The organism is Vibrio sp. MACH09, from assembly GCF_033238805.1.
Taxonomy (GTDB): domain Bacteria; phylum Pseudomonadota; class Gammaproteobacteria; order Enterobacterales; family Vibrionaceae; genus Vibrio.
This window is the reverse complement of record NZ_BSFZ01000002.1, coordinates 964,929-991,214: the sequence shown is the minus strand read 5'-3', so window position 1 is coordinate 991,214 and position 26,286 is coordinate 964,929. Positions and strand designations below refer to the sequence as shown.

Here is a 26,286-nt window from a genome sequence, read left to right as displayed (position 1 = left end):
CGCGGCTTTTCATTATGACTATTCTGCTTCTTCCAATTTCACAAGCTTGGTATTGCCACCATGTATTTTCTCTCTCCGCTTCTGTATCAAAGCATAGAAACCGGGAATGAGGAACGTTCCCGCCAGCAACACACATAACAACCCACCTGTTAATGATACTCCTAACGAGTTCTGACTGATATGCCCTGCCCCTGACGCAAATATCAATGGTGTAATACCCAATATAAACGACCAAGAGGTCATATTCACGGCACGAAAACGCAAGGTTCCACCTTTTACGGCTGCATCTTCAACGGCCATATTGTTCTCTTCCCGCTCATTCTTGGCAAACTCTACAATCAAAATCGCATTTTTAGCCGCCAACGCGATGAGTAGTACTAAGCCTATTTGTGCATACAGGTTAAGTGGAATGCCGGCGATATTGATTGCAATAAAGGACCCCAAAGTCGCAACGGGCACCACCAATATAATGGCGATCGGAATACTCCAACTTTCGTACTGAGCAACCATAAAGAGATAAATAAATATCAAAGCCAATGCAAACGCGTAGATAGCTTGGTTACCCGCTTTCACCTCTTGATACGCCATGCCTGTCCATTCGTATTGATAACCTTGAGGCAGTACCTCTTTTGCCGCTCTTTCCATCGCAGCGATAGCATCACCACTGGAGTAGCCATCAGCAGGCTGTCCCTGAATAACAGCAGAACGATACATGTTGTAACGCCAAGCAACATCGGGCTCAAACACTTGCTGGTAACTCACCAGAGTACTCAGCGGTACCATATCGTTAGACGCTGAACGAACGTGGAAACGGCTCAGCTCTTCCATGCTGTTTCTGTACTCGCTGTCCGCTTGCATTGTCACTCTAAAGTTCTTACCAAACATAGTGAAATCATTCACATATATGGAACCTAGATTTCCCTGTAAAGTTTGGAATATCTCGCCTAGCGACACCCCTAACTGCTTCGCTTTCTCTCGATCAATATCCAGATAATAGTGAGGCACATTGGCTCTAAAGGTACTGAACGTATACTGTATCTCCGGTTGCTTATTGGCCTCTTCAATCACTTCCGCCATAACTTGTGCCAAATCCGTACGGCTACGACCTAAAGTGTCTTCCAGTACAAATTCAAATCCGGAAGCGGCTCCCATTCCCGGTACCGCGGGAGGACCCATGGCAAATACCATCGCTTCTGGCATCTCAATAGCGGCTTTGGCATTAATACGCTGCGAGATAGCAAATGACGAATGATCACCTTGCAGATCGTTTCTCTCTTGCCAGCTCTTAAGCTTAATAAACAACGATGCTCCATTTGACGCCGCAGCTCCCGTCATAAAGGCATAGCCATTGGCAACCGTTACACCATCAATACCCGGCTCTTGCTCGACTATTGACATCAACTTGGCGCTCACTTCTTCTGTTCGCGATAGAGAAGCAGAGTCAGGTAACTGTACATTTGCTAGCAAAATGCCTTTATCTTCTTGTGGAACAAACGCCGTTGATGTGTTGCTACTTAGGAACGATACCGCTGCAACAGCTAGGGCAAAGAATGCCGCAAGTAATACGGTTTTCTTGACCAAAAAGCCCGCGACCTTGCCATACTGACTAGTGACTTTGTCCAAACCACGGTTAAAGGCTTTAAACCAGTTGGCGGTATTGCCTCCTCCTTGTTTAAGAACCAATGAACACATTGCAGGAGATAAGGTTAAGGCATTAATTGAAGAAATAACCACAGAAATACAGATAGTCAGCGCAAACTGGCGATACATGATGCCTGTGATTCCCGGTAACATGGTAACGGGTAAGAACACCGCAAGTAACACCAAGGTAGACGTTATAATTGGCCCCGTAACCTCTTTCATTGCTTTTAATGTGGCTTGAGCAGGCGTTAATTTAGGATCATTTCGCATCGTGGTATCGACATTTTCGATGACCAATATTGCGTCATCCACCACAATCCCGATAGCAAGAATCAACCCAAACAAGGTCACGGTATTAATGGTAAAACCCGTTAATAACATAAATGCGAATGTGCCGATTAACGATACAGGAATCGCAACAACCGGAATCAGTGTCGCTCTGACACTACCTAAAAACAGATAAGTTACCGCAATAACGAGCAATATCGCTTCGATCAGTGTTTTCACAACACCTTTTATCGACTCCTCAACAAAAACCGTGGTGTCATAGCTGGTTTCATACACCATTCCTTGCGGGAAATTCACGCTCATATTGTCGAGCAGCGCCATCACCGCTTTGCCACTTTCTAGCGCATTGGCATCCGATTGCAATGAGAGAGTAACAATTGAGGCTTCTTGTCCTCTAAACTGTCCATTGCCATCATAAAATTTCTTTCCAAGCTCTACGCGTGCAACATCCTTAAGATAAATTGCCGAGCCATCATTGTTTGCTCGCAGAACTACATTTTCAAATTCTTCAACAGACTCTAACCTTCCTTTTGTCACCAAGTTAAACTGTACTTCTTGTGCATTATTGTATGGTGGTGCGCCAATTTTACCCGCTGCAACTTGAACATTCTGTTCAGCCAACGAAGCATAAACATCTGACGTGGTTAAATTTAAGCTGGCCATTTTCTCTGGATCGAGCCAAACCCGCATGGCGTATTCGCCACCACCAATCACACCAACTTCACTAATGCCTTCTACTCTGGCAAGTTGATCTTTGATGTTAAGATTGACGTAGTTGACCAAAAACTGATCGTCATACTGGCCATCTTCAGAGTAAAAGTTCAGTACCATCAATAGGTCGGGAGAACGTTTCTTTACCGTAACCCCTACCATTCTCACTTCTTGAGGCAGCTTAGACTCTATTTGCGACACTCGGTTTTGCACATTAACCTGAGCCATATCAGGATCTGTACCAACATCAAAAGTCACGTTAAGGTTATATGAACCATCATTCGCACTTTTCGAAGACATATAGATCATGTCTTCGACGCCGTTTACCGATGTTTCAATAGGGTCAGCTATCGCTTGCTCTACCGTTTCTGCACTTGCTCCAGTATAGAAAGCAGTCACACTCACAGAGGGAGGACTGATTTTAGGGTACTCAGCCACAGGCAGTTGAGTTAAAGCAATGCCCCCAGCTAAGGTTAAAATAATGGAAATAACCAGAGCAAACTTTGGTCTATTTATAAAAAAGCGACTCAACATATTAAGACTCCTCTTTATTTGACAATAATTCCATTGAGGCCTTATCTAGCGATACTTCCATACCGTTTCTAATGCGTTGAAGTCCTTTAGTGATAATCACATCTTGTGGCTGTAACCCTTGTTGAACAATGGTGCCAACGTCTGTTTGAGCACCAAGAGAAACATTAACTCGTTCTACAACATTTCCCTCTCTCAGTGCCATAACAAAATCTCCTTGTAGATCCGTTTGCACTGCTCTTCTCGGAATAACAATGACCTCAATTTCATTTTTTTCAACAAGAGAGATCTTCACATGCTGCCCCGGAAGCAAGGTGTAATCTGGGTTTTCAACGATGGCGCGCATCGCCAGCGTACCTGTTTGTAAATCAATTCGGTTGCCAATAAAATCCAATCGCCCTACTTGGTCCAATTTTTGTTGGTTTTCTAAAATGATTTCCACATCAATACTGTCGGCGGCACCTGACCCATCACCTTGGCTATTTTCGATCCCCATCATCAGCCTTTCTCTTTCACTTATTGTAAAGTTGGTGTGTATTGGGTCTAAATTAACAATGCTGGTCAAGATACCGGATGAAGGTGAAATCAAATCACCGATGCTGGCGTAGCTTTCGCTAATTCTTCCTGCAAATGGCGCGACGATTTTAGTATAAGAGAGGTTAACTTCTGCTAATTTAACTTGCGCTTCACTGGCCTCAACCTGTGCTTCTGCGCCTAACTTTGCCGCCGTTAATGCATCAAACTCGGACTGGGAAATGTTCCCCTTAGGTAACAGATTTTCTGCTCGCTCAAAATCCATATTGGCTTTCTTCAAGTTAGCATTAGCCTGCGCTATAGACGCTTTTGCACTGGCAAGTTGCGCTTCAAATGACGAAGGCTCTATTTGGTACAGCAATTGGCCCTTTTCTACCATCTCACCTTCAACGAAATGACGAGATTTAAGATAGCCTGAAACTTGCGCTGTAATCGTCACATCGTCAACGGCACTGACTCGGCCAACATACTGTTTGTTGCGGTTATAGCTGCTCACTTCAACATTCTGAACAGAAACCATTGGCGCCATAGATTGATGATTACCGGTATTGCTTTCACCGCAACCCGTTAACACAATAGCTGAAGAGATTAGTGCGATAAGTGTTTTTTTTCTCATTAAACAACCATTAAATAAGTAATTGAGGATAACTTTCTAGGCCGATTCTTATATATCTCTCACTAATCAATGTCCGAGTTGTATCAAGACTTACACTGTAATTGTTTCAAAATATTAATGAGCATGTATCCATTTCATGAGTACCTCATCATTAACTAATCAACTATTTGCTAATAGTTAGAGGTAACGCCACATCCAAAAACATCAGTGTGCGTTATACTAATTTTTACATTTCCTCGTTTCATATGATCGGTTTTCCAACTATAGAGACAATAAGAGAGCATTGAGAATGGATATATTCATACCGCAAAATTTAGATGATGATTTATTTTATGACGTGGTTGATGAAGTTGATGTTCTTTGTGAAAACAGTGCTAATACATTGATAATGTTGGGGCACGAGCCAAACAGCCGCGAGTTGTTAGATAAGCTTTTTCGCTCTATACACACCATAAAAGGGGACATTAGTCTTGCTCAAATATCTCCTTTGTTACCTTTACTCACTGCCGTTGAGGATATATTGGGCATGATGAGAGAAGGGGTTATACAGCACAACAGTATCATCTCGGATTTATTGCTCACCCTATTTGAACAAGTGAATGCCTTTGTTGATGATTGCGGTAAGATCGGATACGCCGAATACGACTCGGATATGTATGCTCAAGCAACACGGGTTGTTTCCCAAGTAAAATCTGACAACATCCAAGATCACCCTGCTCTTTTAACTCAAACCTTACATATCTTAGAGCCTTCCCTTGCAGAAGATACCGAAAGCAAGCTGGTGACACATGAATTTGATGATCTTAGAGTTGACTGGGCACAAGAGGTAGAACCCGATTTGGTATTTTTTCACTCTTTAATGGGACCGGTTGAACAGAGAATTGATAACTGGCAAGGCCGCAGCGGACGTCAGTTAAAGTTGGCACTATTATTAAATCAATACGCGGGCAAACCAATTGACGAAAATCAGCTACGAGCAGCGGTATACCTCCATGATGTAGGTATGTCGTTATTGCCTATTGCGCTGTTAAGACAGTCTAGTAAATTATCAGAAACAGAAATAAATCGGTTACGAACACACATTCAACGCGGCGCAAATATATTGCTAGAAATGCCACACTGGTCAGAAGCACAGCAGTTTATACTTGAGCATCATGAAAGAGTCGACGGGAAAGGCTACCCTAAAGGACTTACGCAAGAGAACATTACTGATGGCGCCAAAATAATCGCCATCGTCGACGCATTCGAAGCGATGACCCATGACCGTGCTCAGGAAATTCATCGCAAACGCCCTATCGTCCACGCATTACAAGAAATTACTCACGCGAGCGGCAGCCAGTTTTGTCCTTACTGGGTAGGAATACTGAATAAAGTAATGTCTTCCATTGTCACCAGCTAGTCACTAAGCCATCGGTTATGCCGCGAGTCTACGCATAAACCATATACAAGCGCCCATAAAAAGGGCGCTTGATAACTCAAAAACCGATCTCTTATCTAAGTTTAAACTTCTCAACCACTTGTGTTATCTGCCCATTGATCACAGCGATATTTTCTGTCTGCAGTGAGGTTTCTTGACCGTTAGCGTTGAGCTGACTCACCATGTCGTTAATTGAAGACATGTTACGGCTCACCTCTTGCGTCACACTGCTCTGCTCTTCTGCCGCCGTTGCAATTTGAGTACTAAGGTCATGGATTTCAGTGATATGACTTGTAAGACCATTAATGCGCTGGCCTACCAATTCGGTACTCTCAAATGTTTCATTACAGGTGTTTTTAGTGGCATTCATTGACTCAGAAACAGAGTGGCTACCTTGAATCAAACTCTCCAACGCTTGTTCAATTTCACCGGTACTGATTTGAGTACGACTTGCTAAAGCACGAACCTCGTCTGCAACTACCGCAAACCCTCGACCTTGTTCACCCGCTCTTGCAGCTTCTATTGCTGCATTCAGTGCTAGCAAATTCGTCTGCTCCGCAATATCACCAATCACACTTAAGATTGAACTGATTCCCTTCGTCTCATCACTCATATTGTTAATGCTACTGGCGGTATCTTCAACTTCAGCAACCAAAGAGGAGACTTTCGCTTGCGCACCACTAACCACCTCTAACGATTCACCACTCATCGTTGAAGCTTCTGAAGTAAATTGCGCCGTTTCTGCTGCATGATGTGCTACTGACTCAGCCGTCGAGTTCATCTCTTCAATCGCGGCTACGATCTGTTCTGTCTCTACGACATGTTGCGACAGTATCTCGGAATTGTTCTGTGTTTGAGTGGTTAACGCCGCAACATCACTTTGTAATTTGACCGTCGAACCTTCTATCTCTAGCATCATTTTTTGTAGATTTTCAATAAACGCATTTACACCTTGTGCGATTTGCCCTAGATCATCATCGGAGTTCACCTCCAAACGCTGGGTGAGATCACCATCGCCACTGGATAAACTCTGTATCGTTTTTTTCAGCGCGAGTATTGGTCGATAGAGGCGATTTAAGATCAGCAGAGCCAAAACAATACTGACAAACAGATAAATAATAGTGGAAATAAATGCCGCGTGTTTCGCTTCCTCAATAGAGGCAAAAACCACGCTCTTATCTAACGATATAAGCAGATACCAGTTCTTATCCGCTAACTCTATACGCTTTGAAAACAGAACCTTGTCACTGTCGTCTAACTGATACTCTACAATTGATGATGATTGGCCTACGACTTTATTCGCCACTTCATTAAGCGATGAAAATTGGGTTAACTTGTCACCATTGTTTACCATATCTAAGGTACTTGCTAATGCAGTGGTATCCTCACTAATGATTATTGCTATTGCACCTGGCAAATTAATATCTTTAACCGCTTTGTTCAGCACGTCTAAAGAGACATCCGCCAATACAACACCAGAACCAAACGTTTCGCCAATGCTAACCATCAGCTCACCGGTCATAGCATCGTTGTAAGCTTCTGTATAAATTAATTGGCCTGTACTTTGTGCCTGCTGATACCAAGGTCTTTTTCTTGGGTCATAAGAAGAGGGATTCTTGTTATCAATCCAACCATCAAAATTGGAAGAGACATAAGCATCACCATTTTGCATGCCAACCATAACATTGCTTACGCCAGCCCCTAAGCTCGCAACTATCATTCGCTCTGCATGATTGTCACGGTATTGATAACTTCGATAATCATTTGCCAAATTATGGATAGCTGACGCCTTAGACGTCATAAAGTTCTCTACTCTCTTGGCTTCTACTTCTACTCTTTGTTGAGTGTTTTGATAAATAGTTGCTTGAAGAACATCGCGTTCATTAACAAAAGACAAATAGTTTGCGGTTCCCACTGATACAGCAACCAAAACAGAAATTGAGGCAAGCAGAGCCCCTTTAAAGCTTAGTTTTAACATAAATTACCTTAAAAATTCATCGGGATAAATTGAGACAAAGCTAGAGTGACGTTAAGAGAACTATCTATAAATCAAACGATTTTTTATTAATATGTTATTTAGTTTATTAGATTATACACATAAGTGACGAAGTATTAATGTGTTTGTTAGCAATAATAATCACTGTTTATGTCAAAAATTAACCGTCTGCTTGTTTTTCATACAATGAGCAACTTAAATACTAAACTCATTTAAATAACGCCTATAGAAATGGGGGGGCCACCAGACATAAAAATGCCCACATTAAGTGGGCAAGATAGGTTCACCAGTTAATCTAATGCAGGTTACGGCACACCGTGTCCTTTCGATGCAACCCAGATACGGAACCATTGCTCTCGAGTTAGCTCAATATCAAGCGCGTCAACTGCAGCTTTCACCCTTTCGATTTTTCCAGAACCAAGGATAACAAGAGGGTGAGAAGGCAAGCGGCGAATCCAAGCATAAATAACTTGATCAATACTGCTTGCTCCAACCTCACCTCTAATTGCCTCAAGCTCTTCTCGAATGGCAAGTTCTTGTTGAGACGTTCCTAAGATTAAGCGACCACCCGCTAAACAAGACCACGCCATTGGTCGTGTTCTCAACTGCTGCAACTGATCCAGTGTTCCATCTTCGGTAACATCAAAATTGATGGGATTTATCTCTACTTGATTGGTCACCAAAGGCTTATCCAAACGAGATTGCAGTAAATTAAACTGGCTTGGAGAGTGATTCGACACACCAAAATGATTCACTTTTCCCGCACGGCTTAATTGATTAAACGCCTCTGCGACTTCATCTGCATCCATCAGGGCATCTGGACGATGTATAAGCAAAACATCAATATTATCAACATTTAATCTTGATAAAGAGTTATCAACAGACTGAAGAATATGAGCTTTACTAGTGTCGTAATGGTTGATTTTTCGTTCCGGCGTTTTATCTCCGCATAAATGAATATCACATTTAGTCACTATCTGTATCTGCTCGCGAATGCTAGGATCTATTTTCAACGCCTCACCAAACAACTGCTCACACTGATAGTTACCATAAATATCAGCATGATCGACGGTAGAAATTCCCAGCTCAACATGCTGTTTTAAAAATGACAAACGCTGCTGAGCAGACATTCCCCACTCCGCCATTCTCCAGTATCCCTGAACTATTTCTGAGAACTCTGGGCCTTGAGGCGCAATTGATACCTTTGCAACCATTCATTTACTCCTTAATAGTAAAACCACAATTTTGCTCAACTTTAGGCTTGTTTTAACTCATGCACAATGCAAAATAGGGGATAGTTCGAACCAGAGTACGAAATTATGAGTTTTTCACAGCGTTTAAAAGAGTTGATTGGAGAAGAAAGTGTCAGCGGTTTTGCCAGAAGAGTAGACATGAGCGAAGCACTTATCCGCAAGTACCTCAAGGGAAGCGAGCCAAGCTTAAGCAAAGCCAACCAAATTGCCATGAAAGCTAACTGTTCATTAGAGTGGCTTGCTACTGGCTGCGGCTACTTATATCGTCAGGTGGAAGTTGTCGATATGCCAGCGTATATCATGGCACATGAGGCAGTCACAAGCCAAAGTATCCCCGCACAAGAAGAAGCATCATATCGACTTATTATTTCAGCTTATCAGTACCTTAGAGCACACAAAAAAGCCGATGGTTATTTAGATAAGCAGGGGATGATGGCGTTTATTCACCGCCATCAGGGCTAAAAAGTTTCAGCAACTTTACAAGTAAACAAAAAGCCGCAGCTTATTAGAAAACATAAAAGCTATTTTAATGTATCTCTCTTCACCAGCGTCGCCGGTATCATAAGCTTAACCATGCTGCTGTCACTATCTTGAATTTGCCCGACTACAATTTTTACTACTTCTTTAGCTAATCGTGCAAAATCTTGCTGGAAAGAAGATAATCGGTAACTCATCCAGTCAGCTTGAGGGGTGTTATCCATTCCGATAATTTGCAAATCCTCAGGAATGGAAAGGCCTAGCTCATATCTCGCAATATCCATCACAGAGAATGCAATGATATCGGTCGCGCAAAAAATCGCCTCTGGTCGTTTATCTGATGACAATAATTGACGAATTTCATCTTGCGCCAATTGGTAATCGTAATTGGCTTCGGCCAATACGACCTCTTTGCAACCCAAACTCTCGGCCGCATCAATAAAACCGTTAATTCGCTCTTTGTTTGTCACCGTCGGGATATGACCCGTTACGTATGCAATACTTTTGGCCCCACGACGGATAAATTCTTGAGCCGCTTGCTGACCAATACTGTAGTTATCACTGATCGCGTAACTGCATTTGGTCCCCTCTTCCACTCGAGCATACTGGACAATTGGAATATTAAAATCTTTACACTCTTCATAAAGAGCCGTATTAAATTGCGCTGAAGCGGCGATAACGCCATCGACTTTATATTGAAAAATATTGGGGATGGTATGATGTTTTTGCTTATCTAAAAACCATGGAATGAGCACCGCTGAGTAACCATTTCTTTGCAGTTCACTACTGATCAATTGCAACGTTTCCATATGGATTGGATAGTCAGTATCAGGAAAAACCAGACCAATCAACTTGGATTCATTCGTGGTTAAACTACGAGCAAATGCATTAGGGCGGTAATTTAGTGTTTTTGCAGCCTCTAGCACTTTAGTTCGTGTTTTTTCAGATGTTGAGCTACCACTAATAAACACCCTAGAAACCGTAGATTGTGAAACACCAGCCAGTTTAGCAACATCTTTAGACGTTACATTTATGTTCTTTTCCATAATAAAAGTATCAGTTCTATAATAAACCCTGAAATTATAACAGATTAAGCTTCAGTCACTCATAGAAAGTCTATTCTGTCTGCAGATTATTGATCAAACAAAAATACCCTCCTAGCGAGGGTATTTTTATAAGCTCTGCAATTTAACTCAGATTTGGGTTCACTATCGATTGAGTACGCTCAAAGACATCTAAGCCTTGTTGCTTCAACCAGTATGGCAAATCAATTAATACCCAGTTTTCAGATAGCTTATCACCATCACGATAATAAACATCGACCACTTGCATATCTGCACGAACTTCACCACCCGGCATGCCTAAGAAACCACCTATTGCCGTATTTGACAGATTAGGCCAGCCAAAGAAGCAGGCAAAATCACCTTCAGCAAAGCGACATACATGGCCATTGAATTTCTTATCTTTCAAGTTATTTCGGAAAGGTAACTGGTGCTGTTGTTGATAGCGAGGAATGGTGTATGAAGCACCAATTCCACAAGGGCCATACCAAACCATATCTTTTGACCAGCTCTTTTCAAGAACTTCTGGAGGGCAGCCCATTGCGCCACTGTCATTTAGCGCACTTAGATCATCCACCATTTTGTTTACAAGAGCTAAGGTTTTAACACCTTCTTCTTCTGCAGCATCATCAAATAGCAAGCCGTTATGATTGCGCGGACCAGGATAGACAAAATGCTTACCAGTAGAAGGAGGAAGCGGGTAACAGCCAGCTTGATCCATCATTCCTAGCAGATCTAAGAACAGGCCTGTTTTGGTAATTTTGCCATTTTCAACACAAGAAAACTCAGCGTATCGAACGTTCATCATTTTCCCTGTCGCACGAACGCCCAGCCAATCAGCATCAAACAGACCCATAAAGTGACCCATACTCATCACCCACTGCTCGCCACTTATCTCATTGGTTCCACCAATGAAGATATCTTGGCGTCTCTGCATACGAGTCATTGATCGCTTAAAAGGGGTCCAAAACTTCTCCGCTGTTGCTTCTGCTCCGTGCTGCTCACGAAAAGGGTAAACTCCTCGCCACAAATAGTCTTCGCTTGTATGCTCTTTTAATACTTGGGCCACATTATCTGCTGTGGCATTTTCCATAGCATCAAAATAATCACGGACGATGCGTTTAGTTTCTTGGTACTTGCTCATTTGTAATCCTAATAATACGTTGTTTCAATAATTGGCAGCACAGTCATCCATTACAAACGCGACTCTGTGCTGCATCTTATTTTTTAGTGACTTGTAACAGGTTGGCTATCGGTAGATTTCTTTTTATAGAACACGCCACCTTTCAGTGTTTCTGGTAACGAGAACCATAGCAATCCAGCAACAATCCAAACGATTGGAGAACCCCACATTGCGGTGGTTAAATCCGTACGGTCTTTAATGAATACCAGTACCATTGGAGCCCACATTCCGATAATACGACCACCATGGAACAGTGCCGCACCAAAGCTTCTTAAGTGAGCAGGGAATAATTCCGAGAAGTATCCGCCCCATACAGCACTAGATGAAAGACCAAAGTTGTAGACTAAGCCAAGCAGCGCCAACATATTGATGCTGCCGATCATTACATCACTAGGCGCGACGAAGAAGATTGACGCCATAATACCGGCAAGGATAAAACCAAACGCATTAACTTTACGTCCATACTTATCCGCAATTGCTCCCCAAACCCAAGCACCAAACAAACTACCAAATGCAGAGATTGAAAATATAATGCCGACTGTCGTTCCATCAAACATACGAACTTCTTTTAGGTATGTCGTAACAAAACCACCAAAGAATTGATACCCATAGAAGTTTAAGCCAGCTAATAGCAAACAGGTAAGAGTGATCTTACGGTTTCTTGAGTTTAGCATCTCGCCCCAAGAGCCTTTCTTGATCTCTTGTCCGGCGTCACCCTGATTATCTTCTTCTCCATAAGCGATCACTTTTTTATCACTTGGTAACACAAAGACCATCACTACGGCTGCAACCAATGGAGGGATACCACCAACCCACATAATGCTTTGCCAAGGGGCATCAATACCAGAGATAAACGCTGCATACGCACCCATTACCATTAATGCCAAAGAGAACATACTTGATGCAAATGCCGTCAGTTTTCCCCGAACACTTGGCTTAAATAAACCAATCATGGTTGAAACAGCAACGGTGAAATAACCGCCTAACGAAATACCAATAATGAAACGCATCAGCGCCCATGTTGTGTAATCGGTAAACATCATATTAATGATGGTCGCTCCACCATTAAGGGCCGTGATTGCAATAAGGGTTGATTTTTTACCAAGATTTGATGCAAACCACGCGCAACTGAATGCACCAATAAGTGCCCCAACTGACTGCCATGTATAGAACTGTGCGGTATCAGCTAATGTAATACCGTCATACGCTTCAACAATATAAGGTCGAACGTAATCGACGATGACAAAGTTGTAGCAGTAAAAAAAGTAACCCACAAGAATCGCCAAGTACGCAGCAATCCTTTGAGCTAATGGAACTTCGTTCATGTGTTTCTTTGCTGTCATGAGCGATAAATCCTCTGTTTAAAGTTAAATATATGAGTATCAATAATTGTACGGTCCAGTAGAAGTGAACCTTTCCCACCAGCGAACAGGGTGAATATTACACAGTCCTCAGCTGTCAGATCCGTGATCAATCTCAAATAGAGAATGAATGCGTACCCATTTTATACTTCAATGAGACAATCATCACATTTTTATATGCATGGCTAAATTCATACTCCCAAACTCTATATAGAGTGATTTATATCTCATTTATTTATTGATATTTACAATTAACAGCTTTAATAGTTACTTATTCGGAAAAATTTTGTACCATTATTCACCAGTTCATGGTGGATGAAAAATAAAATGATTACGTATTCAAGCCTTATCATAATGACCTTGTATATCGCAGCCACGCTATTGATTAGCTACCGGGTCAATGTAAGGCAGTCAGTTGGCGGAGATTTCTCTTCGGGAGGAAAACAGTTTGGTTGGTTTACTGCGGGAGTATCGATACTTGCGACGTATATCAGCACGATGACGTTTTTAGGCCAACCTGGGTGGGTTTACTCTAGTGGTATGCAAGCATTTATCATCCACCTAAATTATCCTATCGTGATCTTTTTCGCTGTGGTTTTCTTTATACCCGTTTTTTACAAACTAGGATTAACGTCCATTTACGAGTATCTAGAGTTACGCTTTGGTGTCGTCGCTAGAACCATTAATTCTATTGTATTCATACTGGTACAATGTATCTCTGCGGGTGTTATTCTTTATGCGGTATCGCTAATACTCGTCAAAATACTGCCCGTCTCTATCGCTGAAGCCATCATATACATCAGTCTGTTCACAGCTCTTTATACATACTCTGGTGGTATTTCTACGGTAATTTGGACCGACATGTTGCAGTCAATCGTTCTGTTTACGGGTTGTGTTGCCATTTTTGTCATTCTTCTGATGAACATCTCTACCCCATATTCCGCTGAAGTACTATCTGCCTTACCGGATAAGCTTAATATTGTTAACTTTGATCTCTCATTAAGTAACGACACGACGCTATGGTCAGGGATTGCGGCCGTCACTTTTTTGCACTTAAGTGTCTACGGCTCAAACCAACTTATCATTCAGAGAACATTAGCCACAAAAGATGTCGCTAATGCGCAAAAATCGATGCTTCTGTGTGGTTATGGTGCATTCTTTATCTACCTATTCTTCAGCGTCCTTGGGGTTCTGCTTTTCATTTTTTATGATGGTAAAGAGTTTGCAAACAGCAACAATATTATTCTCGACTTTGTTTTAAACCATACAAACCCAATTGTAATTGGTTTGATTATGTCGGCATTATCGGCAGCAGCAATGTCGACTCTCGACTCCACCTACAACTCTATTGCGACAGTGGCGACTTTTGATATCTATAAGCGCTTTTTTAATCCACACAAAGCGGCCGATCATTACGACAAAATCGCTCGAAAACTAAGCTTAATCGCTGCTGTTTTAGTTATTATTCCTGCGTTAGGCGCTATCAACAATGAATCAGTGTTAAAAACGATTGCAAGCTTAACCTCTATATTTGTTGGTATTCGTCTTGGATCATTTGTTCTAGGTTTAGGTTTTTCTAAAGCTAATGAGAAAGGCATTATTGCGGGCAGTATCACCAGTACAATCGCTATCGCTATCTGTCGGCTGTTCGACATTGCATGGCCATGGTACGCCCCTATTGGTACTGGCGTCTTTTTGCTCTTTGCCATCATTGCGAGTGCGCTATGGGGAAGCAATACCACACAACAGCAGCAATTTATCGAACAACAAAAAACACTATTCTCTAAACCTTCTACCAGTCAAAGTATGCTGCTAGTTTTTGCCTTAATAACTATCGGCCTTTGCTTTTTCATTCCTAGCTGGCTTAGTTCAGTTCTTATGTAACAGGCACAACACATGTTATCTATTTTTGACATTTACAAAATTGGTGTCGGCCCATCGAGTTCGCACACCAATGGCCCTATGATTGCTGGTCATCAATTTATTGAAAAAAACGCCGCTTCATTATCAAGCATTAAACGCATCCAAGTGGATCTATATGGTTCTCTTTCTCTTACCGGTAAGGGTCACCATACCGATCGTGCTTCTATATTAGGACTATCAGGAAATACACCCGAATCGATAGATATCGCTGCGGCGAACGAACAATTACAGCAATGTATTAAAAGCAAAACACTGATTCTCAATAATACTTACCAGATTGAGTTCGATATAGAAAATGATGTGGTGTTCAATAAAGAAAGCCTTCCGTTACATGAAAATGCAATGACGATATCTGCCTATGATAGTGACGGTCGGCTTATCGACAATGAGAGTTACTTCTCTATTGGCGGCGGATTTATTGCAACTGAAAAACAGTTAAAAAGCGCAGAAAACAATCAAACCATTGAGGTTGAGCTGCCATTTACTAGCGCAGATGAACTATTGCTAAGAGCACAAGAGAATGGTTTGAGCATAGGTAGCTTGGTTTTAAGAAACGAACTCGCCTTTCGTAGCGCAGCGGACACTCAAAAAAAGGCCGACAAAATTTGGACCATCATGTCTCACTGTATTGAACGCGGTTTAACCACAGAAGGCATTCTAGACGGTGGTTTACACTTAACCAGACGAGCTCCTGCTCTGCTAAAACATTTAGAAGCAAACCAATCTCTCGGAGTTGATCCCATGGAAATAATGGATTGGGTCAACCTATTTGCTTTTGCAGTAAGTGAAGAGAATGCCGCAGGCGGACAAATTATCACCTCGCCAACCAATGGCGCTTCAGGTGTTATTCCGGCTGTTCTCAACTACTACCACACATTTATTCGTCCTCTTAAAAGCAAACAGATCGAAGACTTTATTGCTGTCTCTGGTGCTATCGGCATGCTTTACAAAATGAACGCCTCTATTTCGGGTGCAGAAGTCGGCTGTCAGGGCGAGATTGGTGTCTCTTCATCGATGGCTGCCGCTGGGTTAACCGCATTACGAGGAGGCAGCAATGAACAAGTATGCATGGCCGCTGAAATAGCCATGGAACATTCATTGGGTATGACCTGTGATCCGATTGCAGGGTTAGTTCAGGTACCGTGCATAGAGCGGAATGCCATGGGAGCAATGAAGGCAATTAATGCATCACGAATGGCACTTAAAAGGACAAGCAAGTGTTTAATTTCGTTAGATAAAGTAATTGAAACCATGTTCAAAACGGGAAAAGATATGAATAAGAAGTATCGCGAAACTTCGTTAGGTGGGCTTGCACTTATTCATCTAGCACTACCTTGCGAATAAGATGGATTTAATCAACATGCCAGACCATCATTTTTACTGTCTGGCATGTTGTAACATCATTGTTTACTGCTTTTAAATGTGCCTATTAAGATAGCAATAACTGTTCAATGACTTTCATCACACCAGAGTCTTTATTACTTGGAGCAGAAAAACGAGCGTGTTTCTTTACTTCTGAATGCGCATTTTCCATCGCATAAGAGTGATAACTGGCTTGCAGCATCTCGATGTCATTAAAATAGTCACCAAAACTCATCGTCTGTTGATGAGTAAACTGTAAAGTGCTTTGCAAATGACGAATCGCCGCCCCTTTTGATGCCTCGGCATTCATGACATCCAGCCAAACCTTAGCACTAACAACCACTTGGTGATCATGAGAAAACTTCGCATTTATGCTAGGGAATAGGTTCTCTTCAGAGCCTGAGAAATGACAAATCGCGACTTTAATAAACTCATCATCAACCGATAGCAGGTCATCAACATACTCACAGCGATGATAGTACTTCTGAATCTCTTTAAGGGCTTCAGGTTGTTGCGTTTCAATGTAAGCCGATTTCTTGCCGCACAATACAATGTACGCCCCCTCTATCAAACGAGCTTCCGCAACAATCGCTTTAACCGACTCTTTGGTTATCGTGCAGCTATACAGCTCTTTACCTTTGTGCATCACCAGGGTGCCATTTTCAGCAATAAACATCATACGCTCTTGTATAGAAGAGAATGTCTGCATTAGGCTGTAATACTGACGTCCAGATGCAGCTGCAAATATGATTCCATTGTCTTCAAGCTTTTGATACATATTAAAAAAATTCGGGTCAAGCTGACCAAACTCATCCAGTAATGTGCCGTCCATATCTGCGGCAATAAAGGTGATGTTCTGTTGAGGCATTCGAGGTACTCGGTAATAAATGAAGTAAATGTGGGCTGAACCACAAAAGTAATCGAAGTATATAGCAATTAACGTTGTTTATAACGAGTTGAGGCAAAAAAAACTGCAATGACATGACTAACATAAAAGTGGACGCAAAAAGACCGTTAACTACCGCGGCAAACGTGACTTCAGCTAAGGGCTTCGCTAAGCAATGAAAAACATGGATAAAAGGCCAAAAGAATCTCGCTAATGTAACCAACTGTGGTAAAGTCTGCCCGATACCACCTTATAGAAAACAGTATGCTTAACCAATTATACAGTGCCTTCCCCGCTGGGGTTCGCTTTATGATCCTTTCCGCTCTCGGCTTTGCCTTGATGTCAGCTTGTGTAAAATACGTCGGCCAGTATGGAATCCCAGTATTTGAAATTGTTGCCGCTAGAGCGTTAGTTTCACTCATCATCAGCTACATTGATGTAAAAAGAAAAAGAATCTCTGTCTGGGGAAACAATCGACCTTTGTTATTGTTGAGAGGGGTGGTTGGAACCATCGCGCTTATTTGCGTCTACTACGCGGTAACCACGTTACCGTTAGCAGAAGCGACAATACTTCAATATATTCATCCGGTATTTACTGCACTTTTGGCCGTACTATTCTTAAAAGAACGCGTTCAGTTCTCCACCTTAGTCTGCATCGTATTATGTCTGCTAGGGGTGTTTACTATGGTAAAACCCACATTATCAGTAAGCTCCGCCTCTGCTCTTCCAATGATGAGCGTCATCATAGCCATTTGCGGCGCATTTTTGAGTGCAGTAGCGTATGTCATTGTCCGTAAACTGAGTACAACTGAAGACCCATCAGTCATCATTTTCTATTTCCCAATGGTGGCATTACCGGTTTCACTGCTGTTAATCGGTGACAATTTCATTTGGCCTAGCCTGTCCATTACTTTGATTCTGGTGTTGATTGGTATATTCACACAAGTTGGTCAAATTGGGCTAACCAAAGCCATGCAAACCCAAGCGGCTGGCAAGGCATCAGCATACTCGTACGTGCAAATTGTCTTTTCTATCATTCTGGGGGTTATCTTTTTTGGCGAAGTCCCATCCGGTTGGACTTACTTAGGAGGCAGTTTGATTGTGTTGGGAGCCCTGTTTAACGTGTTTGGTCAAAAGATAAAGTTTTTTCATCGATTAAGATAAATGAGTGAAAAATCTCTAGGTTCTACAGATGATTAGCTATTGAAGAATTCTCAATATTGACTAATTTTAAATAGGAACGAGTGTTAAGCTCTTCATACCATACTCAAGTAAACTTAAGGGGCTGGCGTTAGCTGTGACAAAAAACCAAACGACTTTGAAAAAGACAAATGCTCTAGCTTCAACGTTAAATGAGATAGAAGAGACATTATTACCTATCTTAGTCATATCTAACGGATTAGTGACGGCCTGCAACAATAGTTTTGCGGAAGAGTTTGGTCTAAAACCGTTGCAAGTGGTTGGCTGCCCTATCGAAGATAGGCTTTCTATCCCACGCGAGCAATCATCGTTAGTTCAGTTACTAAGTCAGGCAAGCCAAGAGAAAAGCAGTCTTATTTTTCATGCTACTTTTAGCAATCAATACCACTATCCCATGCCGGTAAAAGTTCACCTTCGCTCCCTTGACGAAAGTGGTATTCATTACCAACTGTGCTTTAAGATCACCGAAAACAGATCCATCGATCCAATAACAAATTTACCTAATGGTTGGGCAATTCGCTCTCAAGCGGATTACTTGATGGACCTACCTTCTTCGCCGATAAACAACTTCGTTATTGTTTTTTTTAACGTAGACAACTTCTCCACCATAAACTTTCGCTATGGCTTTGATATTGGTGATGACTATTTAATAGCGCTCGGCCAAAAACTCAAACAGACCATTGGTATATATGGCCTTGTGGTTCGTTTTAATAATGCCAAATTCGGTATTTTGGTAAAAAACCAAGACAACTTACCGGTTAACTCCTTTCAATCTTATATTGAGCATATTTGCCAAAACCTCTGTGCCATTGCGGATACACCGCTAGCTGTTTCAGACAACATACAGATCAGCAAATCTTTTAGTATCGGTGTCAGCGAACGCAATACACTTTATGAAAGTTATCATGCCATGGAGATCGCAGCAGAAACGGCAATGCTTCAATCAAGTACTCACAGTGTTTCAAAATACTGCTTCTCTACGGTTAAAACTCCCGGAGATATACTGTCTCGCAAACTGATTATAGATGAGTTTCCAACTGCGATAGAACAGAGCCTATTTCATGTTTTTTATCAGCCACAATATAATCTCAATGATGGTTCACTTATCGGTTTTGAAGCTCTATCACGATGGAATCACCCAAGTTTAGGCAATGTTGCTCCTGATATTTTTGTTGGCATTGCAGAAGATATTGGAATGCATTTTGAGTTCGATCTCTGGGTAATTACCCATGTATGCCGTCAAATTGTCACTTGGCAAACAGCCCAGTTTGACCTGCCTAAAATTGCCATAAACCTATCTTATAAAACGCTGGAAATGAGTACTTTTGTCGATAGGTTGGCAAACATCATTACTCAGGTAGGATGCCCCACTTCTCTCATAGAGCTAGAGATCACCGAAACAGCTTCCGTTAAAAACCTTAAAGCGCTAAATGACAACATTATTGCCGTTAAAAAATTGGGAATAAGTATTGCGGTTGATGATTTTGGCTGTGGTTACTCATCATTAAGCTTAATTAAAGAGTTCCATCAGTCGTTGGATAAACTGAAAGTTGATCGCTCACTGATAGAGAATATTTGTAACACAACCATCGATCGAGAGTTAACACGACAAATCATCGAGCTCAGTAAGGTATTAAATGTGCAGATACTTGCTGAAGGAGTTGAAGAAGAAGAGCAGAGCAAACTATTGCAGCAACTCGGATGTCACTACGCTCAAGGGTATCTATTTGCCAAACCCATGGACAGAGAACAAACCGAGCAACTGCTACAAGAGAACACCACTAGCAAACAGTAGCTCTGGTCTATTCATGCCGATTATCTATTTCTGTTCTTACCGCGAGCCGTTCTCGCTTTATAACTTGAAGCCGCTTTAGCTTGCGAGTCTAATATCGATTCTACCGTTAGTACCATAGGTTCACGAGGCTTAATATCTACAGGGAAAGTACGCATTCTTGGCGGAATTTCGCGCTCTTCTGCCGTTGGTTTTGGCATGCGTTTAAAGCGAGACAAATAGAAAGCTTCCAATCGCTCTCTTGCCCATTCAGTTTTACGTAGGTATTTCACACTGCTAGCAATAGATGGGTTCATATGAAAACAGTTAAATCGCATCGCTGTGTCTAGAATATCCCAACCGTAGTGATCCACTAACTCCACCAGCATCTCCTCAAGTTTGAGACCATGAAGTGGGTTATTTTGTTGTTCTTCTAGCATTGCTATTCCTCGGTAACGATTTTTGGAGGGGCATTATATACTGTGTCACCTTATATACCCAGTACTCTGTAACCAAGTGACCTCAGATGCAGAAATTAGCGTTGCATCAACAGGTTCAGTTCAAGATAGATAATCACAGAAACAGGCAGCTTGAAGCTACTTGCGTATTTTACTTAATCGTTATTACTTAATTGTTATTACTTAATCGTTATTGCTATGCCCTCAGAATGACTTTCAAATACCGCCACTTGTAGAGTCTCTTGTTGCTTATCTTCAACCTTCTTTTGCCAATGCATCACTTTATGACTCACTAATGCGCTGGCGTTGATAAACATAACAACGTCACGATTAACCTGATTCATCGTTTTATGTTTCAGTTGCTCAATAACGTCGTACTCTTTATCTTCTACCGACACTTTCACCAATACGTAACCATCTTTACGTAAATTGAGCTGAAGTTGTGTATAGGCTTGATTAGAAAAAGGGCAACTCAGTTCAATTTTATCAACCCAACCCTGCTCAACATCAAAGCGAGCAACAACATCCGTACTGTAGTAACGAATGGTATCGGAGCAAAATGATTGGTTCTCTTCTTCTAAACCACAATCATATAAATCGGCAGATTGCTGTAACTGCTGCAAAGATAACTTATCCGTTGGTTCGCTAATGACCGTGGCAAGCCATCCGGAAGTAAAAGCATTGGCATACAAAGGGGTCACGACAAACAACAGCAGTAAACAGGCAATTCTCTTCATTACACTCTCTCTGTAAACAATAACCGCTTTCGGCAGTGTACTCGGTTTTATTCTCACTTTCCTACGCCTTAACAATGAGCTAGCTAACAGTTTAGGGGCGTAGAAGAGAGAAGGATGTTCAGCTTGGCAACTCAGCATACTATCAATATTCAGTTAATCGGTAATCAGCTAATCAATAGGAACGTTGGCACTAATATGAAACTCTACTCTATCGTCATTGCACTGCTTTTATCATCACATCAACTGTTTGCTGCGACTCTGGCTATATCAACAACAACCAATAGCCGTAGTTACCCGCTTTCTGAAGAAAATGCCGTTGTAGCTAGCTTAAATAAACAACGATATACGTTATCAGTGACGGATGTAGAGGGAGAGTGCTCTGCTAACGAAAAACAAAAAGTAAAGTTCAATAAGCCGATCTCACTTGCTTGCAATACAACAACAGAGCTGGAGCTCAATATTAGATTTAAAGGCGACTACGCCTTTTATTTCAGCGACAAAGACAACACTTTATTGATTAAGCGCCAAACAAAAAAGAGCAGTAAAACAACATTTAACCGCCCTATACCTAAGGTTCAGTGCCAGCAATACGCCGGTGGCGAAGTATCTATCCGTGTTGCCAACACCTTTGCTAATGGCGATCTTGTTAGAGATGCTTATAGCCAACAAACCGCCGAGGTGATTAATGGTCACGTTTCTATTCTTCCCTCTCCAGACAGCGGTGGTTTAGTACTGTTGGAGCTTGTAACACCGCAAGCAGATAAACAGCCACTGAACTGGAACAACGCCAACATCTATTTTGTCATGGTGGATAGGTTTAAAAATGGCGATACCACTAACGACCACGCCTATGGTCGCCGCAGTGATGGAAAAGATGAAGTGGGCACCTTTCACGGCGGAGACTTAAAAGGGGTCACCGCTAAGTTAGACTACATTAAAAGCTTGGGGACAGACGCGATCTGGTTATCCCCTATTGTTGAACAGGTGCATGGCTTTGTTGGCGGCGGCTCTAATGGCTCCTTCCCGTTTTACGCCTATCATGGATACTGGACCCGAGACTTCACTAAAATTGACCAAAACTTTGGTCGCGATGATGATTTAGCAAAATTAGTCGAAGAGGCGCACAAGCGAGGCATTAAGGTGTTACTCGATGCAGTAGTCAATCATTCTGGATACTCGACTCTTGCCGATCTGCAATTTGATAGGGTTGATGTTCTCTCTTCCTCGGCAGAGCTACCTGAAAAATGGCGAGACTGGTCACCAAAAGCAGGACAAAACTGGCATAGCTACCATAACAATATCGATTACAACAGCCTCAACTGGGCCAACTGGTGGGGAAAAGATTGGGTTAGAACTAGCCTGCCAAACTATCAACAACCGGGCACGGGCGACATTACTATGTCGTTGGCCGGTCTGCCTGACTTTATTACGGAGTCAAACAAAAAAGTCACACCCCCAAATTGGTTGCTAAACAACCCGGGAACACGCGTAGTAGCAAGAGAAGATTACCGCGTGTCTGACTACCTTATTGAGTGGCAGTCAGATTGGGTTAAGCGCTTTGGTATTGACGGTTTTCGCGTTGATACCGTCAAACATGTGGAAGGAGAAGTGTGGCAGCGACTAAAACAGCAAGCTTCATCAAAACTTAAACAGTGGCAACAGCAGAACAACAAAAGAGGTGATGACTTTTGGATGATGGGAGAAGTTTGGGGTCACAGTGCTTATCGCAGCCCCTATTTTGACGATGGCTTTGATGCATTAATAAACTTTGATCTGCAAAAGAAAATGGACAAAGGTGCTGCATGTTTTAGTCAAATGGCGGACACTTACCAGAGCTACGCGAATACCATCGCAGAAGAAAAAGATTTTACTCCGGTTAGCTATATCTCTTCCCACGATACAGAGCTGTTTTTCAGTCGTTTTAATTCACTACAAATGCAACGAAACGCCGCAAATGCACTGCTGCTCACTCCCGGCGCCGTGCAAGTCTATTATGGTGACGAAGTGGCACGAAATATTGGCCCTTACGCTGATGACTTTCACCAAGGTACGCGGTCAGACATGCTGTGGGAGCTGGATAAAGAGAGGGAGAAACTGCTTCAACATTGGCAGAAACTGGGGCAATTTAGACAAGCTCACCCTGCGGTTGGAGCCGGTAGGCATAATGACATTGAACAAGAAAACGCATACGTATTCTCTCGCATACTGAATGACGATAAAGTCGTGATCGCTTTTATAGGCCAATAGCTGGTTATCGTTTACAGCAGATTATCGTGCAAAAAGACACCATATAACCAATTGATAAATAAACAGTTATAGACCTCACTGCTGAATTTTTATCTAAATATGGTGTTAATTCATTCAAATTTTGACCTATCACGCGATTCTATAGTAAATACTTCTATATAATCTGCCGCTTATTTCACCAGTATCGGAGTCATTTGAGTGATGTTTAAAAAACTGACCGTCATTGTATTATCACTATGTGCATTCTTTGCCCAAGCATCGGAACGTGCCGAACAGGCATGGCAACTGATCGATCAAGGTGCTTTATTAGTGGATGTTCGCACTCCACAAGAATTTGCCGATGGTCACTTAGATAATGCTATAAATTACCCATTGAATACGGTAACCACTGCATTTAATAATGTCGATAAAAACCGATTGATCGTAGTGTATTGCCGAAGTGGCAACCGTTCAGGCCAAGCGCTACGCTACTTAAAACAAGTTGGCTACACTCGTGTATTTAACGGTGGCGGCTTGCAAGAATTACTAAAAGCCAAACCTTAGCGTTTGGCCTTTAGCTTGGCAGTACCTATTGAGCTAAAACGTAATCCAGAGCACCAGTAATAGCAGCGACCTGTGCCTGATTACATTCATCATCGGTTACCTGAGCGCTGTCCGGATACACTTCTGTCGTGGTATGGTACTTAGCATCGGTCATTCCACCACACAAACCAAGACTCTCCATTGGATAATAAATCACACCAAACTGAGCAATAGGCGAGCCAATAAGCTCCCCTTGCGCATCGGCTTCTGCAATGTGTGTCACCTTCGATACCGACTCTATCACCGCTTTTTGAAAGTCAGCTTGAGGTTTTAAACTATCACCGACAGTATAAAAACCATCTGGTATTTCACCCGCTACATAGTCAACGCCATCTCTTGCTGCTAATGCCGGCCTAAACTCACTCTCATCCGTATCCGTTGTTTCATGCAGGTCAATGTGAATCAGTATCTCTTCATCGATGCCACTAACAAGGTTCATCAAATTCGCCGACTCTTCTGCCGGACTGTTAGAGTAAAATGAACGATTAGGATCAACCGCATTCGGGTTCCAACGGTTAATGGTTTCGTAACCCCAAGGGCTAACACAAGGTACCACTAGAAAGTTAAATACCTCTGTGTACTGGTTTGCAACAGACTGCAAAAACAGTAACGCGCCATGAACACCACTGGTTTCATAACCGTGCACACCCCCTGTTATCAATACAACGGGCTTATCTTTGTTCCACTGCTTATTTCGAATAGCAAACAACGGATAGCGCGACTCGTGGTAGCTTAACGCGCCGTATTGCTGCACATCAAATTGCTGCGCTAGCGCCTCTATTTCACTGACGACGTGTTGATGATAACTGCGGTGTATCGAATTTTGCTTAAACCAAGCGGCTATTTCTTCCTCACCCCATGGTGTGCCTTGTTCGCCTATCGGGTATTGATGTTGCATCATACTGCTGTCCCTTTACTGCCCGTTACGTCATTGCCAATCGTTGTGGCTGACTTTTTCGTTTTTATTCCCATCCAAAAATCACAAGCCACACGGTTTGCTGTGGTTGGGTTTCCCCACGCACCACATACGTCAACAGGCTTTCCTGAAGAACGAATAAACTGTCGGCAATTCCCACAACATTTTTTCATTACATTTTCTCTAGGCGTTATTACTGGCCAAAATTACTCGCCTAAACAGACAATAAATAGTGATTTAATGCCTTGATAAAATTGGAGCTTTGACGATGATAACGCTCTTTTCCTTGATAACAAGCTTCCACAATAGCCTGTTTATTATCAAACTCAACCCGTTGACACAATAATGCAAAGAAATCGATGACAAACTCAGGGTGATACTGCACGGTTAAGTTGCCTTTTTGGTCGATGGTCACTGCATTTTCGCAGTGTTCACTATAACCAATTCGTCGAAAGCCTTTCCCTAGCGATGTGACCTCTTCTTGATGCATAAACAGAAGTGATTCACCACTCAATGGCAGTGGTGAGAAATCATCAATGTAGACGGGTTTCAGCCCCACGGCAAACCCCTCTTTCCGTTGTTCTACTTTGCCACCCAGAGCTTTATGGATCATTTGATGGCCGAAGCAGATACCAAATAGTCGCTTCTCTTTCTCGTCCAACTGTTTGACTAATTGCTCTAGCTGAGCAACCCATCTATCATCATCGTTAACGCTGTATTTGCTTCCACTCACCAGCCAGATATCGGCCTCTAACTGCTGATTGGCAGTTGGAAACTCATCAAGATAACAGTTCCAACTTCCATACAGTTCAAACCCATCATCAAATAGCTTTGCTAATGTTTGACTATAGTCACCAAACTGCTCAATCGCTTCTGGATAATGATCATCACACAATAAGATGGCGACCTTCTTTTTCCCCATAACCCTTCGTCCTCTACAACGCCCTGCTCGTGTTACATAAATGTTAACCAGTTAGTTTTACGATAAATATCACATCTTTTGCATATTCTCCACCGTAACTTTGTTGTTTATCACCGCTATTCATCTGATCATCATCAAGAAATCACATTAAGTAGCCTCATTTACTCTTTGCGGATTCATTGTCATGTCACAACAATGCAACTGATTTATAAC

At 42.2% G+C, this 26,286-nt stretch carries 21 protein-coding genes; 8 read left to right on the top strand and 13 right to left on the bottom strand.

Features of this window, described 5'->3' with window-relative positions; all coding sequences use genetic code 11:
• Window positions 1–18: 18 nt before the first annotated feature.
• Together CHJ_RS19685 and CHJ_RS19680 are read right to left on the bottom strand one after the other, a co-directional pair.
• Entirely contained in the window at window positions 19–3,174 is a 3,156-nt protein-coding gene (locus tag CHJ_RS19685) for an efflux RND transporter permease subunit (RefSeq protein WP_317918731.1), read from the bottom strand.
• 1 nt (window position 3,175) lies between these two features.
• Window positions 3,176–4,321 carry an efflux RND transporter periplasmic adaptor subunit gene (locus CHJ_RS19680; protein ID WP_317918730.1) on the bottom strand — a complete coding sequence of 382 codons (1,146 nt, stop codon included), beginning with the start codon at window positions 4,319–4,321 and terminating at the stop codon, window positions 3,176–3,178.
• A gap of 289 nt (window positions 4,322–4,610) precedes the next feature.
• Between CHJ_RS19680 and CHJ_RS19675 the strand changes: the two genes are divergently transcribed.
• Entirely contained in the window at window positions 4,611–5,720 is a 1,110-nt protein-coding gene (locus CHJ_RS19675) for an HD-GYP domain-containing protein (protein ID WP_171751727.1), read from the top strand.
• Window positions 5,721–5,811: 91 nt separating this feature from the next.
• On the opposite strand, the gene CHJ_RS19670 is transcribed toward CHJ_RS19675, so the two are convergent.
• Together CHJ_RS19670 and CHJ_RS19665 are read right to left on the bottom strand one after the other, a co-directional pair.
• A complete protein-coding gene (locus CHJ_RS19670) occupies window positions 5,812–7,716 on the bottom strand; it encodes a methyl-accepting chemotaxis protein (protein WP_317918729.1) in 1,905 nt (634 codons plus the stop codon).
• A 323-nt stretch (window positions 7,717–8,039) separates the two neighbouring features.
• A complete protein-coding gene (locus CHJ_RS19665) occupies window positions 8,040–8,948 on the bottom strand; it encodes an aldo/keto reductase family oxidoreductase (RefSeq protein WP_317918728.1) in 909 nt (302 codons plus the stop codon).
• A 105-nt stretch (window positions 8,949–9,053) separates the two neighbouring features.
• Here CHJ_RS19665 and CHJ_RS19660 point away from each other — a divergent pair, with 105 nt between their 5' ends.
• The gene (locus tag CHJ_RS19660; protein ID WP_317918727.1) at window positions 9,054–9,449 is read left to right on the top strand and encodes a helix-turn-helix domain-containing protein; all 396 of its coding nucleotides are present in this window, start codon (window positions 9,054–9,056) and stop codon (window positions 9,447–9,449) included.
• 59 nt (window positions 9,450–9,508) lie between these two features.
• On the opposite strand, the gene CHJ_RS19655 is transcribed toward CHJ_RS19660, so the two are convergent.
• From CHJ_RS19655 to CHJ_RS19645, 3 genes are all read right to left on the bottom strand, one after another.
• Window positions 9,509–10,510, bottom strand: a complete 1,002-nt coding sequence (locus CHJ_RS19655; RefSeq protein WP_317918726.1) for a LacI family DNA-binding transcriptional regulator — start codon at window positions 10,508–10,510, stop codon at window positions 9,509–9,511.
• 142 nt (window positions 10,511–10,652) lie between these two features.
• On the bottom strand, window positions 10,653–11,669 hold the full coding sequence (locus CHJ_RS19650; protein WP_317918725.1) for a nuclear transport factor 2 family protein: 1,017 nt from the start codon (window positions 11,667–11,669) through the stop codon (window positions 10,653–10,655).
• An 83-nt stretch (window positions 11,670–11,752) separates the two neighbouring features.
• On the bottom strand, window positions 11,753–13,051 hold the full coding sequence (locus CHJ_RS19645) for an MFS transporter (protein WP_317918724.1): 1,299 nt from the start codon (window positions 13,049–13,051) through the stop codon (window positions 11,753–11,755).
• Window positions 13,052–13,396: 345 nt separating this feature from the next.
• Here CHJ_RS19645 and CHJ_RS19640 point away from each other — a divergent pair, with 345 nt between their 5' ends.
• Window positions 13,397–14,953: a sodium:solute symporter family transporter gene (locus CHJ_RS19640; RefSeq protein ID WP_317918723.1), complete on the top strand. Its 1,557-nt coding sequence runs from the start codon at window positions 13,397–13,399 to the stop codon at window positions 14,951–14,953.
• Window positions 14,954–14,965: 12 nt separating this feature from the next.
• Complete coding sequence (locus CHJ_RS19635) at window positions 14,966–16,336, top strand: L-serine ammonia-lyase (RefSeq protein ID WP_317918722.1); 1,371 nt, start codon at window positions 14,966–14,968, stop codon at window positions 16,334–16,336.
• An 85-nt stretch (window positions 16,337–16,421) separates the two neighbouring features.
• Here CHJ_RS19635 and CHJ_RS19630 read toward each other — a convergent pair whose 3' ends face one another.
• Window positions 16,422–17,222 carry an HAD family hydrolase gene (locus CHJ_RS19630; protein ID WP_317918721.1) on the bottom strand — a complete coding sequence of 267 codons (801 nt, stop codon included), beginning with the start codon at window positions 17,220–17,222 and terminating at the stop codon, window positions 16,422–16,424.
• 282 nt (window positions 17,223–17,504) lie between these two features.
• On the opposite strand from CHJ_RS19630, the gene CHJ_RS19625 reads away from it, so the two are divergent.
• Complete coding sequence (locus CHJ_RS19625; protein WP_171751719.1) at window positions 17,505–18,404, top strand: DMT family transporter; 900 nt, start codon at window positions 17,505–17,507, stop codon at window positions 18,402–18,404.
• 133 nt (window positions 18,405–18,537) lie between these two features.
• Entirely contained in the window at window positions 18,538–20,235 is a 1,698-nt protein-coding gene (locus tag CHJ_RS19620; protein ID WP_216613310.1) for a GGDEF and EAL domain-containing protein, read from the top strand.
• Window positions 20,236–20,255: 20 nt separating this feature from the next.
• Here the strand turns inward: CHJ_RS19620 and CHJ_RS19615 are convergent, their stop codons facing one another.
• Both CHJ_RS19615 and CHJ_RS19610 read right to left on the bottom strand, forming a co-directional pair.
• Complete coding sequence (locus tag CHJ_RS19615) at window positions 20,256–20,651, bottom strand: VF530 family DNA-binding protein (protein WP_171751718.1); 396 nt, start codon at window positions 20,649–20,651, stop codon at window positions 20,256–20,258.
• A 197-nt stretch (window positions 20,652–20,848) separates the two neighbouring features.
• Entirely contained in the window at window positions 20,849–21,463 is a 615-nt protein-coding gene (locus CHJ_RS19610; RefSeq protein ID WP_317918720.1) for a hypothetical protein, read from the bottom strand.
• A 138-nt stretch (window positions 21,464–21,601) separates the two neighbouring features.
• Here CHJ_RS19610 and CHJ_RS19605 point away from each other — a divergent pair, with 138 nt between their 5' ends.
• Both CHJ_RS19605 and CHJ_RS19600 read left to right on the top strand, forming a co-directional pair.
• Window positions 21,602–23,653 carry an alpha-amylase gene (locus tag CHJ_RS19605; RefSeq protein WP_317919216.1) on the top strand — a complete coding sequence of 684 codons (2,052 nt, stop codon included), beginning with the start codon at window positions 21,602–21,604 and terminating at the stop codon, window positions 23,651–23,653.
• A 201-nt stretch (window positions 23,654–23,854) separates the two neighbouring features.
• Window positions 23,855–24,196, top strand: a complete 342-nt coding sequence (locus tag CHJ_RS19600; RefSeq protein ID WP_171751781.1) for a rhodanese-like domain-containing protein — start codon at window positions 23,855–23,857, stop codon at window positions 24,194–24,196.
• 25 nt (window positions 24,197–24,221) lie between these two features.
• Here the strand turns inward: CHJ_RS19600 and CHJ_RS19595 are convergent, their stop codons facing one another.
• Genes CHJ_RS19595 through CHJ_RS19585 form a run of 3 tightly spaced genes read right to left on the bottom strand, consistent with a single transcriptional unit; the run spans window position 24,222 to window position 26,073 of the window.
• The gene (locus tag CHJ_RS19595; RefSeq protein ID WP_317918719.1) at window positions 24,222–25,136 is read right to left on the bottom strand and encodes a M14 family metallocarboxypeptidase; all 915 of its coding nucleotides are present in this window, start codon (window positions 25,134–25,136) and stop codon (window positions 24,222–24,224) included.
• The gene (locus CHJ_RS19590; RefSeq protein ID WP_171751715.1) at window positions 25,133–25,324 is read right to left on the bottom strand and encodes a hypothetical protein; all 192 of its coding nucleotides are present in this window, start codon (window positions 25,322–25,324) and stop codon (window positions 25,133–25,135) included. Before CHJ_RS19590 ends, CHJ_RS19595 begins: the two co-directional genes overlap by 4 nt.
• 41 nt (window positions 25,325–25,365) lie before the next feature.
• The gene (locus CHJ_RS19585; RefSeq protein WP_317918718.1) at window positions 25,366–26,073 is read right to left on the bottom strand and encodes a type 1 glutamine amidotransferase; all 708 of its coding nucleotides are present in this window, start codon (window positions 26,071–26,073) and stop codon (window positions 25,366–25,368) included.
• Between the last annotated feature and the right edge of the window lie 213 nt (window positions 26,074–26,286).